Origin of the sequence: Acinetobacter pollinis, from assembly GCF_015627175.1 — a bacterium.
GTDB classification, from domain to species: Bacteria; Pseudomonadota; Gammaproteobacteria; order Pseudomonadales; family Moraxellaceae; genus Acinetobacter; species Acinetobacter pollinis.
In genome coordinates, this window is the sequence record NZ_VTDQ01000008.1 from 51,724 (window position 1) to 65,462 (window position 13,739).

At 36.7% G+C, this 13,739-nt stretch carries 9 protein-coding genes and 2 pseudogenes; 6 read left to right on the forward strand and 5 right to left on the reverse strand.

From position 1 onward, the window contains the following. The first annotated feature begins 7 nt into the window (after nt 1-7). The 5 genes from I2F23_RS05115 (at nt 8) to I2F23_RS05135 (ending at nt 6,468) form a co-directional block, all read left to right on the forward strand. Complete coding sequence (locus I2F23_RS05115; protein WP_195771488.1) at nt 8-1,570, forward strand: class I SAM-dependent DNA methyltransferase; 1,563 nt, start codon at nt 8-10, stop codon at nt 1,568-1,570. Beyond that, on the forward strand, nt 1,570-3,102 hold the full coding sequence (locus tag I2F23_RS05120; RefSeq protein ID WP_195771489.1) for a restriction endonuclease subunit S: 1,533 nt from the start codon (nt 1,570-1,572) through the stop codon (nt 3,100-3,102). Before I2F23_RS05115 ends, I2F23_RS05120 begins: the two co-directional genes overlap by 1 nt. Continuing rightward, nucleotides 3,102-4,742 carry an AAA family ATPase gene (locus tag I2F23_RS05125; RefSeq protein WP_195771490.1) on the forward strand — a complete coding sequence of 547 codons (1,641 nt, stop codon included), beginning with the start codon at nt 3,102-3,104 and terminating at the stop codon, nt 4,740-4,742. The genes I2F23_RS05120 and I2F23_RS05125 overlap by 1 nt, the downstream gene beginning before the upstream one ends. Next, the gene (locus tag I2F23_RS05130) at nt 4,742-5,863 is read left to right on the forward strand and encodes a hypothetical protein (RefSeq protein WP_195771491.1); all 1,122 of its coding nucleotides are present in this window, start codon (nt 4,742-4,744) and stop codon (nt 5,861-5,863) included. The genes I2F23_RS05125 and I2F23_RS05130 overlap by 1 nt, the downstream gene beginning before the upstream one ends. A gap of 152 nt (nt 5,864-6,015) precedes the next feature. Next, entirely contained in the window at nt 6,016-6,468 is a 453-nt protein-coding gene (locus tag I2F23_RS05135) for a hypothetical protein (protein WP_195771492.1), read from the forward strand. A 68-nt stretch (nt 6,469-6,536) separates the two neighbouring features. On the opposite strand, the gene I2F23_RS05140 is transcribed toward I2F23_RS05135, so the two are convergent. The 5 genes and pseudogenes from I2F23_RS05140 to I2F23_RS05160 form a co-directional block, all read right to left on the reverse strand. Continuing rightward, nucleotides 6,537-8,504 carry a TniQ family protein gene (locus I2F23_RS05140; RefSeq protein ID WP_195771493.1) on the reverse strand — a complete coding sequence of 656 codons (1,968 nt, stop codon included), beginning with the start codon at nt 8,502-8,504 and terminating at the stop codon, nt 6,537-6,539. After that, nucleotides 8,501-9,452: pseudogene (locus I2F23_RS05145) on the reverse strand (TniB family NTP-binding protein). The gene I2F23_RS05140 and the pseudogene I2F23_RS05145 overlap by 4 nt, the downstream one beginning before the upstream one ends. Beyond that, nucleotides 9,442-11,319: pseudogene (locus I2F23_RS05150) on the reverse strand (Mu transposase C-terminal domain-containing protein). The pseudogenes I2F23_RS05145 and I2F23_RS05150 overlap by 11 nt, the downstream one beginning before the upstream one ends. 396 nt (nt 11,320-11,715) lie before the next feature. Then, nucleotides 11,716-12,027: a hypothetical protein gene (locus I2F23_RS14050; RefSeq protein ID WP_323127653.1), complete on the reverse strand. Its 312-nt coding sequence runs from the start codon at nt 12,025-12,027 to the stop codon at nt 11,716-11,718. Between the two features lie 261 nt (nt 12,028-12,288). After that, entirely contained in the window at nt 12,289-12,561 is a 273-nt protein-coding gene (locus tag I2F23_RS05160) for a hypothetical protein (RefSeq protein ID WP_171456901.1), read from the reverse strand. A gap of 146 nt (nt 12,562-12,707) precedes the next feature. Here I2F23_RS05160 and I2F23_RS05165 point away from each other — a divergent pair, with 146 nt between their 5' ends. Further along, the gene (locus tag I2F23_RS05165; protein ID WP_195771494.1) at nt 12,708-13,676 is read left to right on the forward strand and encodes a hypothetical protein; all 969 of its coding nucleotides are present in this window, start codon (nt 12,708-12,710) and stop codon (nt 13,674-13,676) included. Nucleotides 13,677-13,739: the final 63 nt, after the last annotated feature.

A 13,739-nucleotide genomic window follows, 5' to 3' on the forward strand; every position in this document is an offset into this window, starting at 1 on the left:
ATTGACCATGACAAATAATGATATTGTTCAAAAACTTTGGAATCTGTGTGATGTATTGCGCGACGACGGCATTAATTACTCAGATTATGTGACTGAACTGGTTTTATTATTATTTATTAAAATGGTTCATGAAAATACTGAAGCTGGCACTTTAAAGAGTCACCCTTTACCTGAAGGATGCCGTTGGGAAGATTTAAAAGGTAAATCTGGTCTAAATCTACTTAATGATTACAAGCGCATTTTATTGAGTCTATCAACTGGTAAAGACCATGATGGAAAGCAGATTCATGAAGACCCTCTAATTTCTGCTATCTATGCAGATGCGCAGACACGTTTGCGAGAGCCACGCCATTTAGAACAAATGATTAAGACACTAGATCAGATTGATTGGTTTAGTGCTACGAAAGATGGTTTAGGTGATTTATACGAGGGTTTATTAGAAAAGAATGCATCTGAAACAAAATCTGGCGCAGGGCAATACTTTACACCACGTCCATTAATTAACAGCATGGTACGTTGTTTAAAGCCACAGGCTGGAGAAACAATTCAAGACCCTGCCGCGGGTACTGCTGGATTTTTAATTGCTGCTGACCAATATATTAAAGAACAAACAGATGATCTATATGATCTAAATGCACAGCAACAAACATTCCAAAAGAATAAAGCTTTTATTGGTGTTGAGCTTGTTCCAAGTACTCGCCGCTTAGCACTCATGAACTGTCTATTGCATGGCATGGAAGGTGATGATGAAGGTGTGATTCACCTGGGGAACTCTTTAGGGCAAATCGGAGCAAACTTGCCGAAAGTGGATGTAATTTTAGCAAACCCTCCATTTGGTACATCAAAAGGTGGAGAAGCTAGTATTACTCGTGATGATTTAACTTATCCAACCAGTAATAAACAATTAGCATTCTTACAACATATTTATCGTGGTTTAAAACCGGGTGGGCGAGCAGCTGTTGTATTACCTGATAACGTTTTGTTTGAATCAGGTACAGGTACAGAAATTCGTCGGGATTTGATGAATAAGTGTAATCTGCATACGATTTTGCGTCTACCGACAGGGATTTTTTATGCACAAGGTGTGAAAACGAATGTCTTGTTTTTTACGAAAGGCAGTGTTGAAGACAAATACCAAGAAGAAAATTGTACCAAGCAGGTTTGGGTCTATGATTTGCGCACAAATATGCCAAGTTTTGGTAAACGAACACCGTTTACAGAGCAACATTTAAAGCCATTTGAAGCGGTATATGGTGATGACCCTAAAGGTACTAGCCCAAGACAAGAAGGTGAATATAGTTTTGATGCTTTATCAATAGAGTTAGCAAATGACGATGCAAACCGAAATGTAGATAAAGAGTTAGCTCATAGCCGTTGGCGCTGTTTTAGCCGTGAGTGGATTGCTAAGAACAAGGATGATTCATTAGATATTAGCTGGCTAAAAGATAAAGATAGTGTAGATGCTGCAAATTTACCTGAGCCTGAAGTTTTAGCGAGTGAGGCTAAAGAGGAACTGGTAGCTGCATTGGCTGAGCTAGATTCGTTATTAGCTGCTTTAGGGGTTAATTGATGAGTCAGAAAGAATGGTTGCCTAATGGATGGGTGATAGCGAAGGTCGGTGATTATTTATTTTTGAAGAATGGGTTTGCTTTTAAAAGTAATAGTTATGTTCAACCTAATGATGTGACATATCCTGTTATTCGCATTTCTGATATTGATGGCATGTATGCATCAGATGCGGATGCGATACACGTTTCGGACCCTGTGGTTGGGTTCGAAGTCTGTAAAGGCGATTTGCTGATAGCAATGTCTGGGGCAACAACCGGAAAAATTGGAGTATATAAAGGCAAAGAGCCAGCGTTCCAGAATCAGCGAGTTGGTAATTTAAAATTACGCTCAGATAAGTTAGGCAGTACGAGATTTAGGAACTATCTTATTGCTTCATTAAGCGAGAATATTCTTAAAGAGGCTTATGGTGGGGCACAGCCTAATATTTCGGGAAAAGCTATTGAGAATATGGAGATTCAACTCCCACCACTAGCCGAACAAAAAGTCATTGCAGATAAGCTTGATACCCTACTGGCTCAAGTAGAGAGCATTAAAGCTCGTTTAGAGCGGATCCCTGAGATTCTTAAACAATTCCGTCAGTCTGTGCTTGCTGCTGCTGTGAGTGGGAAGTTGACGGAGGAGTGGAGAGGGAAACAATTAGGCAGTTCACCTATAACTCGAAAGGATATTTTAGAGGCTAGGAAATCACATTGGGAGCATGCGGAGTATCAGAGACTTTGTAGACAAGATAAGGTTCCAACTAATGAAAAATGGAAGGCAAAATATAAAGATCCAGAATCTGTTCTGGATGAAGATTGCTTTGCACTACCTGCAGGCTGGTTGTGGACTAATCTCGGGGAGTTAGCTTGGAGTGTTAAAGATGGACCACACTTCAGCCCGAAATATACACAGGAAGGTGTCCCATTTATATCTGGTGGGAATATTACTGAAAAAGGAATTAATTTTACTCAATGTAAGTTTATTAGTAATGAGCTCCATGAAGAATTATCTAAAAGATGCAAGCCTGAAATAGGTGATATTCTTTACACGAAAGGGGGCACTACAGGAATTGCCTACTTTAATCAGGAAAGTAGGGATTTTAATGTATGGGTTCATGTTGCTGTCTTAAAAATAACAAACGTGATTGACGGGAATTATCTAGCGAAGGCTATGAATTCGAGTCATTGCTACCAATTGTCTCAGAGATATACTCATGGGGTGGGTAATCAGGATCTAGGTTTAACTAGGTTGATTAAAATTACAGTTCCAATTCCTCCTTTGGAGGAGCAATTGGAAATTATAAATCGAGTGGATCAGTTATTTAGCACTAGTGAGAGCATAGAGCAGCAAGTGCTGTCTGCTTTAGATCGTGTAAATAACCTTACTCAATCCATCCTTGCCAAAGCATTTCGAGGAGAACTGACTGCTGAATGGCGTGAGGCTAATCCAGAGTTAATCAGTGGTGAAAATAGTGCTGAAGCATTGTTGGAAAGAATTAAAGCAGAACGTGAATTAGTTAAACCTGCTACAAAGCGTGGTCGAGGTAAAGCATAATGCGCTTACTTTCTTTAGAGCTTATTGGGGAATATAAGGGTTTAAAAGATCAGTATTGCGATTTTCGAAATACTGAAGGAAATATACTTGCATTAATCGGTTTAAATGGATCTGGTAAGTCGCAGCTTCTTGAGTTAATAGCAGAAGCCTTTGCTTATTTAGAGCGATGGCAGCGTGAGGATTTTGTTGTACGAACTCCATTACCATTTGAAGTAAGAATGGAGTATGCAATAAAACATCAGAATCAAACTGAAGACGTGATTTTGGTGAATATTAATAAGGATGAGGTCAAGTCTTATAAGCTTACTAATGATGGTGCACGACATCTATTGCTTTTAGTAGCTCCATTACCTGATTTTATTGTGGGATATGCTTCTGGGTTGAATGAAAATCTTCAACGTGCTTTTATGAAAAATTCTTTACAATATTTTGAAATTAAAAGAATAAGTGCACAGCGTCAAAAACTATTAACTGAGAATATTGATGAAGAGCAAGTTTCTGAAATTAATAAAAAATTTCTTAAGAAATACCCTCATATATTCGATAATCTCTACTCTGAAGATTATGATCAAGAGAACTATTTAAGTCTTAGGGAAGTTAACCCACAGCCAAGTAATCTTATATATTTGGATTACGATAGCACAAGCCTTTTGTTGTTGAGTCTCGTTTTATTACCTTTAGAAAAAGTTGAACAGATATTAGGGGAGTTAGGCTTTAAATATCCTATAAAGGCTAAGATTTATTATGATTTGAGATCGGGGGTTATCGATACAGATGCGATCCGTGATGTAAAAATGCTCGTACGGTCTGTTGAGGAAAATAATATAACTCCTATTGGAAATAGAACGACTAATGATCAATTTGATCAATATGAGTTAAATTTTCTAGCTGGTATAATTGAGCTTGATTTTAGTAATTCGAGTATTTTGAATAATTTACGAGAAGCTAATTATCATGATCCTAGATCGTTTTTCCTAAGATTGTTGAAATTACAACAATTAGGGAATAAAAAATGGCCTATTACTAATAGAAGAAAGTTAGCTAAAGATGACTTTATTGAAACAGTTAAAACACCTTTGAAAACTCAGTTACCTTTAAGTATGGTTGAGCTGAGATTTCTGAACAATAAGAATCAGGAAGTATGTTTTGATGATCTTTCTGATGGTGAAGCTCAACTTATGCAGGTGTTAGCAGCTTCAACTATTTTTGGTCTTGGGCAGTCTCTCTTTTTATTTGATGAACCGGAAACACATCTTAATCCTTCATGGCGAACTTACTTCCATACTTACCTTGAAAAAGCATTGAATCTAAATGATGAGGGAGTAGAAGATTCACAAATATTTTTATCAACACATTCACCTTTTATGATTTCATCACTTAAAAAAGAAAATGTTTTCTTTTTTGAAAGAAATCATAATGGTTTGATTGATTTAAAACCAGTTAATGAAGAAACCTATGGTGCCTCTTTTGATGTGATTATTAAGAGATATTTTGGGCTGAAGTCTTTAATCTCTCATAGTGTCATTGATGAGATACGCGAGCAATTAAAGTTTGGTGATGCTCAAGCGAAGCAATGGATTGAAGATAATTTGGGTCTTTCAGCTGAACGTGCATATTTGATTAAAAAGTTGAGTGATTAATGCTTTTTAAATTACATCCAGATACCCCTAAATTTCAGGTTTTTGTACTTCTAAATCAGGAATTAATTTATTTCTTAAACAAATCTATAAATCAGCAAAGATTTGGAAGACGTCTATTTAGCTATACTCGTGTTGGTAAAGCATGTTGGGAAAATTCTAAGGCAAATGATCTCTCAGTAAAGAATGATTTAACTCGAGATAAATTTCAAAAGTTATTTGAAAATTTAAAGAGAGAGATAGAGACTAATCGTCAACAGTTACATCGAGTGGTGATTGACAATCAAGATTTGTCTTCATTTTTTTCAACACCAGATCCTGCTTTGTTGAGCTTTCTTCGACCGGAAACTTTTAAAGCATTTAAAGTGTTGGCTGCTCATTTGTATGGAGCAACTAAAGATCTACAGCCAATCATTGATGCAGCTGGTGGAGCAAATATTCATAGTCATTTTGAAGCTTTTCGTATAGATACTTTAAATGGAAATATTTGTAAGGCCTGTGGTATGGAAAAGCTTGCACCATTTAGAGCAAATATTGGTATAGAGAATCAATGGCGAGCAGATTACGATCATCAATTATGCAAATCTAAATATCCATTATTTGCAGTTCATCCTGATAATTTGATCCCACTATGTGATGTATGTAATCAAGATGCAAAAAAAGCAAAAGATTTATTTGTAGCGGAAGATACAAGTCTTAGATATAGCTTCTACCCATTTAGCGAAGAAGCTCATAGTTACGTCTTATTAGAAATTGACAACTTAAAAGATCCTAATCCTAGCGTTAAAGTGAGTTGGAATACGAGTGATAGTATTTGTATTAGTAAATTAGATACATGGGACAATATCTATGAAATTAAAAATAGAGTTGAAGGTGAGTTCCGTAATTTAGATCAGATTATAGAAAATGAAATTCAGCCTGAGAACTATACTGAGTTTGAGCATGAAATAAGCAGAAAAGCTAGGGCTATATCGGATTCAATTCTTAAGAGCAAAACTTGGGCATATTGGTATCATAAATTTTTTTGTGTATTAGATTCAATTGATAAAGATGCTTTTTGGGAAAGAAGTAAATTTGTTCAAAGTATGGCAATGGATGGTGGGGATTATATTTTATTAGGATAAATATAATTTATTAATTGTGAATTCTAGCATTTTTCCTAACATCATGATTCTATTTAACTATGAGCGATCTAGGCCTATAAAATCAAATGGAATCGGCTTGGGCATGTCTAAAAGTATTCTACATATTGTGTTTACATACCATGAGGTGAAGGGTGTATCTTTTTTTAGATTGTGAATTTAATGGTTGGCATGATCAAGGTACTGGTGAACTGATTTCATTAGGCTTGGTATCTGCTGATGATAAATATGAATTTTATGAGGCGGTTGGATGCAAAAATCCAAGTCCCTTTGTTTTGCAACATGTCATACCAATTTTAGGGCAATCTACCATTCCCATGTGGGAGTTGGTTGATAAGCTGTGTAGTTTCTTATGGGAAGTGAATAATCAAGAGGAGGGCTGCATCACGATCGTGGCTGATTACCCTTCAGATATAGAGTTATTTAACCGTATTTTGCTATTGGGGCAGGGGCAATGTATTAATGTACCTGTATTGAACTTTATGCTTGATTTATCACTGAGTACAAAAAATTCCACAATTCCTCATAATGCGTTAGCGGACGCTAGAGCTTTAAGCCAAGATTATGCATTAAAGTATCTTCAGTAAGTTTTAAAATAAGTGTGCATTGGCATACATATCCAATTCACACTTAAGGTGTAATTCAACAGAGCTTTCTATAAGTTTCTGGGCTTTATTCGTTGAACATCTGATCTCTTAAAAAGACGTATTGGAGTTCCTGTTCCAAGATAAATAGGTTGGATCAGTCCCTGAGTTTGTAAATTGGTAATATGTGAGTGAGGCATACCTAGTAATTTACTGGCTTCAGCTCCCGTCATATAGGTTTCTTTCAACTTAAGTACTTCATCGACATCTTTTTGCTGAACGAGTTTCCAATACACCAGATTTTCTACCGTCAAAAAACCAGATTTGCACCAATATTCTCCTAACCAATTCACTGAGCAATTGAGTAGCTTTGCTGCTTGCTTAGTGGATATTGAGTTTTCACTCAGCAATTTATGCTTTAGTCGAAGGACGGATACTTTGGGAATTTTAATGGACAAAGGATAATTGGCATCTTTAACGAGAATTCCTTTTTTAATCAAAACAGAAACTTTATTGGGACTAATGTTTAAGTGTTCTGCTGCTTCGTTTAATGAGAAAAAATCTTGCTTTGTTTTTAGTGGAGTAAAGCTTTTTTTAGGCCTACCTGTACGAGTAGGATACTGTATTATTTTTTCAAGATCAGATTTTCTTAGGTGATTAACAGAGCTCATAAGATATATATTTACTGGGGAAGCATCGATATGTGGGCCTCGAATAGGAACAATCCCTATGCTTGCTAGTTTTTCAACAAGATTTGTTGGATTAATGTCTAGTTTCTTTGCAATTGTTGAGGCTAGAATATATTCACTCTTAAAAATTTCGAGTTTTGTAAAAGAATATCCTTCTGCTGCTTTAGCATCATTAGATAATCTGTCCAAATCAAACCATCCCGTATTTGCTAATTTACGTGCAGTTTCATAATTTATGTCGAGAATATTTAAAATTTCCTTTAAATCTAATTGCTTGGGATGAAGATGGATTTCCTTGGTACGTGGTTTCCGTAATAAATTTTTATGTCTGTTTAATATTAAAAATTTTTCAATCGATTGGCTAGGAATAACATCATAGTAATGATTAATATCACCTAGTTTTAGAAAATCTTGCTCAATCCAATCTTCGAGTGTGTTATGAGTAACTCCTAAAACAAGTTGTAATTCACGTTTTTTTACCCCAAAGATATGACTTTTATCACTTGGGGTATATGTATGGCATTTTGCCTCAACTAAAGCTGCATAATTTTTAAAAAATCTAGAATGTTTCAAAAATGGGAGCAATTGGATTCTTGGATGAGCTAGGTTAATTCTTTGATTAATCAAAGTACTTAAGCTAATGATGGATTGATTATGATTATTAAAATATTCGTATACCAGTTCTAATGTAGTTTCATTATCTATAACGTTATCAAGCTCAAAAAAACCTCGTATTGCTAGCCAAAAGGCAGTGAAATATTGAAAGAAATCGTTCGAATCATGATTAAGCATTTCAACAAACCAACTGATGACTCGTATTGAACTACATTCAATCTTAGGTGCATCTTGCAATAGCGCATGGCAATGACGGCACTTTGTCACTCCTGAGCTAAGCGATATTGAGGATCTACATTGATAACATTTATCCACAAGGAAAATAGAGTGTATTGGACATGCATATAAGGGTTGTAAAAGCCAAATTTTTTTAAAAAATGTCTGTTCTTCTAAGCATTGTGGGCAATAGGAACAAGGATAGTATTTTAATAAATCTTCATGTAGTTCTATATTGCTCCATTTTCTCGCTGATCGGCTCGTGGGGCCAGCTTTTACAAAGGCAAGACTTTGATGATTTGGGTCAATATTAAGTAGTTGTAAGACATATTTAAAACGCGGAAGATCTGCTAATCTACAATTCGGTGCGCTTTTTGCCAAGAAATGGCGCTGCTCTTTATTAATTAATCTCTCGATAGATGAATGTCTATTAAGCTCAGCCACTCTAGCTAAGAAGCTCACTGCCGATTCGCCATCATAAGGAATGGGATGAATAAGAAGGTTGCTAACTGATGTCATGAGTACTCCTTTTTTAGAGTACTAGCTAGGCTTGATAAAGACATTTCAAAAGGATTGGTTATTTGTTTACTGATAAATGACGTAATCCCTAGGTTCCAAGCCTGACCAAAGTCATTAATAGTTATGGTATTTCTATTTTCTGCCAAAGCAATTGCCATGCTTTCACGTATCATGCTCATGACATAAGCATGATAGCCTTTCGTTGCCGTATATATTTGTACTCTCAATAGAAAGTTATCAAAATCTGGCGCAAATGAAATTTGAATTTCTGATGCCCTATGACTAACTTCTTTGAGAAAAGGGTAAAGTGTTCCTGGCGAGGTTTGAGTTCCTAAAGTCAAAGGATTTAATTGATAGTGAAAAGGAAATCGCCTTGCGATTTGACTATCAACTTGAATGAGTTCAGCAAATTCAGGTAAACCAACGAGACAAAAGCTTATACCTGTTTCATTGACTAAGGTCTTAAGCCAATTGCCCACAGTAATGTTTAAACGTGTCGATGTTGCTTTGCGTTCAAATAAATGATGAAACTCATCTAGAAAAACAAGCTTGGTTTCACACTGTTGTAGTAAATAGCCTAACCGATCTGTTAGGTAGGAGGTTACCTGTGTAATGAGATGGATCCCCTAGCTTATGTAGCATTGTTATTGCTAAAGACTTCACGGTAGCTGGTGAAGGAACTTCAACATAGAATGCTGGAATAATCGTTTTTTTACGATCTTTTTCTACTTTGATGGATCGTGGCATTTGACTCACAATCGTATTACATAACGTTGTTTTCCCAAGACCACCTTTTGCCAGAAGCATACTTCCAATAGGTTCTTTGTAGGCGACACTGCGCTCCGCACATTGTTGGATTCCATTAAACGCCTGCATGAATTCATCAGAAGTGATTACGATTTCGTTAAGCTGACTTACGTGTTCATAGATAGATTGATTACTTATCATTTCTTTTCACCTTAAGTGAACCAAAACTTACAGCTGATTGTTGAGCACTATGTTGGTGGGGAGTTGTTGTGAGTTCTTCATTACTAGGGGGAGAAGTTAACTCGGACTCCAGTCGTGTAAGCTGTTTAGGTAACTCAATTTTGAATTGTTTCAGTTTTGGTTTTTTACGGACAAGATCCTTTTGTATATCTTCCATAAGCTGATACAGATTATAAAGATCTGCGTGTTTCCCCAGTCTTTGTCTATCGGATTCAGACATCAGTTTTTTACGCTTCTGAACTTCTAGGTGAACACTGCGAGATAGGTTATACGTGTATTCAGGCTGAGTAGAGTCTGCTTGAATGACAAGATCCTTTTTATCTGGGTGTATGATATAAACTTTACTTAGGTCTAAATCATCAACAAGTACAGTAACTTTTTTGATGCCGTCAGCTTTCAATGTGGTGAGTGCATGTGAAAAGTAGCTAAGTCCATCAATAATCACTTGCCCATGATTGATATTTCGGTCAGTAGGTCTTCGACAAATAATATCAGCATCGGTCTTAGTTAAAGATGCGGGCTTTGTATGCTCAATAGCATCTTGCCATACAATAAGAGGGGCTCGTTTAGTAGTACTATGTATTGTTTGCTGATAAACCATTTTTATCCAAGAGTCGACGTATTCTTTAACCTTGTCTAATGTAAGACTAGCTTTGCTGGATGAATCATATTGTCCTCGTGCTGTAGGATTGGAGAATGTTGTACCTGGAAGTTTTTGCAGAATACCTTCTGTTAATGTGCTGAAGAAGCGTTCAATATGAGGTTTGTTGTTTGGCGTACCGATTTGCGATGGTGTGATAGTAATTGAGAGTTGTTTACATACACGTGTTAGAGCATTGTTTTTAAACTCAACACCATTATCTGGAATGATAATAGACGGAATTCAACCAGGTAGATCTCGATCAGGGCGTGTAATCATGTCTTTGATTAAAGCTAAAGTTGTCAATGCACTAGGTGGAAACATACTGATGTAAGTTCCAACAATTGCACGTGTATATGTATCGATGGCACAGGCCAGAAAAGGTCGTCCGAGTATTTGTCCAGTTTCAGGATCGATGACGATGATATCTAGATAATGGGTGTCGATTTCTACAGTATGTAAAGCAAATGAGGTTGGAGCACTTATACCAGCAGCTTGAAAATATTTGCGAGCGATACGACTTCCTTTCTTAACACGCATTTCAATATAAGGATCTAATTTTGCAATAGATCGCTGTATGGCTCTAAGGCTAGGTAAATATGTAGTTGGAATATTTTGTTCATTAAGCTTACATAATACGAAAGCCCTCACATCTTTGCTTGTTCGATGCTCTGGTTGTAGATATATCTCGGAAATAACCTGTTTGATGATTTGATAGACTTCCGGTGGGTATCTTAGCGTCTTATTACCTTTACCATGTTCGCTTAGGCTGAGAGCGTTATTGCTACTCATTCGATATTGAAAAATCCAGCGCGCAACAGTTCTTGCTGATGGTGGAGAGGCATCTTCAATTTCTAATGCAATTTCTTGAATGAGTTCTCGAAGTGGTTCAATAGAAGTGGGGGCTGTCAGTTTTGCTAGAGCAGTGAGTACATAGCGTTCCTTACGACGAATGGTTGAACAACTGTCTGGATTAATGAATAGCTTTTCTGGAGCGAAGACACATTGAATATCTCCAGCTTTATAGCGAGTTTCAAAGGTACTAGCAGAAATGGAAAATGGTTTTCCTCCTGCAATTGATGCATAGCGGATTACACCATAATTAGATGAGGTGATTTCAAATACATGTTCATGATCAGCAAAAGTGAATCGAAATCCAGGTTGAGGGATGAGTAATGGCTTTTCCATTTTAAACCTCCTCACCTGAATAATAAGTTTTGTGGCTGATTAATGTGATTAATTCATGAAAAAGTAAGTAGTCACATAATCGGGGATCGAGGTCTGCTTGTTGTAGGGCTTGATATATTTGCTCGGAATGGCTGAATTTATGAGGCTTCAACGCTTCTGTTGCGAGTTCGAGTTCGTATTTTGTCCAAGAGCATGTATGACCTCGTTGATACCAATGTTGTAATTGTTGTAGGTCTTTATTTGATGGCAAGCTTTTCTGGTCAATCAGTCGAAATGCAATGTTTAGAGGATGTAGTAAGTTTGCTAACCTAAGAAATCTGTCTAGATCATTTACAGATAGACTGGAGATATTAGGTTTAATTTCATGAACTTCATATTTGTTATTGATTGTTTGGACTAAGAAATCTGGGTAACAGAATTCCTTTTTTCCAAGAGCGATTTTGAGAGCTTGGGATCTAAAACATTTAACCTGTGGGTTTTTCTCAAGACAAATAGCATGGCCAATTCAAGACGACTTTCGGTAGGAATGGAGCCTCCAGATTTTGTGCTGGGGAAAAGTGCAGTTCTTCGTCCATAGCAGCCTTGGTAGATTTTCCTTTGACCATGGATTGTAGAGGCAAGATTCGGCTCTGCTTTAAAAGCGTTATTAATTTGATCTAGAATAGATTGATGAGGATTGTGTTTATCATCAAAAGAAAAAGCGTACATGTTGTATTTCCAGTATGTATAGCCATTCATCCCATTTTTAGGGATGAGTTCATTCTTGCGTAAAAAACGCAAAACTTGACTGATGGCTCTATACGGAAGATACTAGGATTCTCAAGTCTCTATATCTAACCATATAGAACCAACGGATCCGTAAGGGTCCGTTTTTTATTTGGATAGAGTTCTATGTCATGGCTTACTTCTCCTTATGTTGTTGGCTGTTATCTGAGTTAATCAGTAGTTTTGATACATTCTTCTATTTTCTTAAAGCTCTTGTTGCGTGATAGCAGCATTACGCTGTTTGACTAACCACTCTGCGACATCCTTGACTAGTGCATATTTCCCGCGACGGTTTTCAACTGAAAAGACTGGGATCGGTACTGTTTTCCTTGTAAGTGCTTTTCTGAAGGCATCAGTGGATCGATAGCCTAGAGCCACTCGTAATGCATCATCTGCAATCATCGGGCCATGGCGTTCAAAAAGCTCACGTTCAATGGTTTCTACACTAACTGGGGTAATGTGTTGCATTCCTGTCATGCCATGTCCTGTCTAGTCTAAACAACATCATATATTTTGTTCATTAGAGAGTCCATGAGTTATGAAATAGTAAAACTTTAATCTTATTTTTTTGTTCATATAACTGATTTTTAATGATAATGTTTTTATTTTTGGATTTTTCGTAGATGATGACGAAAATCAACAAAATGCCTGGTCGACCAAGAAGAGATCATATAGATAGCATAAGAGTGTCACTGTGGTATGAGAATCTGAAGCTTAATTTGTCGGCCTCTAATTCTTGTCAACTTGAAAGAATTATTGAACCAGAGGCTTTTGGCCAAAGTGTTTATGGTGTTCCTTATCACCACAATAAATGGGTGGTTTATCGTTCAGGCATACATACACCAAAGCCAAATTTAGTTGCTGCTGCTGAGTTTCATGTTTCTGGTAGCTCTACTATCATTAATAGTGTTTTATGGGAGGTCATAAAGGGGAAGAAAAAGTTAGATTGGATGCTTAAAGAGGGTATTAGGCAATTATCATGGGATGTTCAGAATGTTCTATATAAAACAAATAAATCTAAGAATTCTAGTGAGTTATTGCCAACTTTAACCAGAAAAAATCTTTCTCGATTGATACGCTTAGCAAACTTAGATTCTTTGGCAGCACAAATAATTTTTCTTCGAGTCGCTGATAATAGAAATGAACGGACGCTAGCACTAAAAATAGGGCGATCGATTTATCAAACGCTTTTAATTATGTGTACATATCTACCATTCTGTTCATCTCGTTTCTGTGCTGAGTTGATAAAATTGATGCAAGACTATGTCTTTCCACTTGCACATGATGGGGAAAAAGGAATTCATATTCAGTGTGAAAATCAATTTTTTCATGAGGTGAGACAACTGTGTAATTTTCGGCTTGCTATGGAAGATCGAGGTCAGGTAGGGATGAGTGAAAACGATGGGGTTCAAGCTACCGCTGATTGGTTGAATGGTAAGTTAGGATTTCATTTACAATTTGCCTTTTCCGCTCCGATCACTTCTAAAGATGGGCGACTACTTAGCGAGCAACGACTAAAACAATGGGGACAGGAGCAACTGTTAACAGGATGTTCTGAAAAATTCCCACCTTTTGACCTTTTCTCTGATTAAAGGTCTTTATCAGGTTCTGAATCATATAATTTATTATTGATAGTAAAACAGGCTGCGAATTGC

Excerpts from the sequence above, each read along its gene's own strand:
- I2F23_RS05130 (WP_195771491.1), top strand. The coding sequence starts at position 4,742 with ATGCTTTTTAAATTACATCCAGATACCCCTAAATTTCAGGTTTTTGTA.
- I2F23_RS05160 (WP_171456901.1), bottom strand. The coding sequence starts at position 12,561 with ATGACAGGAATGCAACACATTACCCCAGTTAGTGTAGAAACCATTGAA.
- I2F23_RS14050 (WP_323127653.1), bottom strand. The coding sequence starts at position 12,027 with ATGTACGCTTTTTCTTTTGATGATAAACACAATCCTCATCAATCTATT.
- I2F23_RS05115 (WP_195771488.1), top strand. The coding sequence starts at position 8 with ATGACAAATAATGATATTGTTCAAAAACTTTGGAATCTGTGTGATGTA.
- I2F23_RS05140 (WP_195771493.1), bottom strand. The coding sequence starts at position 8,504 with ATGACATCAGTTAGCAACCTTCTTATTCATCCCATTCCTTATGATGGC.
- I2F23_RS05120 (WP_195771489.1), top strand. The coding sequence starts at position 1,570 with ATGAGTCAGAAAGAATGGTTGCCTAATGGATGGGTGATAGCGAAGGTC.
- I2F23_RS05165 (WP_195771494.1), top strand. The coding sequence starts at position 12,708 with ATGATGACGAAAATCAACAAAATGCCTGGTCGACCAAGAAGAGATCAT.
- I2F23_RS05125 (WP_195771490.1), top strand. The coding sequence starts at position 3,102 with ATGCGCTTACTTTCTTTAGAGCTTATTGGGGAATATAAGGGTTTAAAA.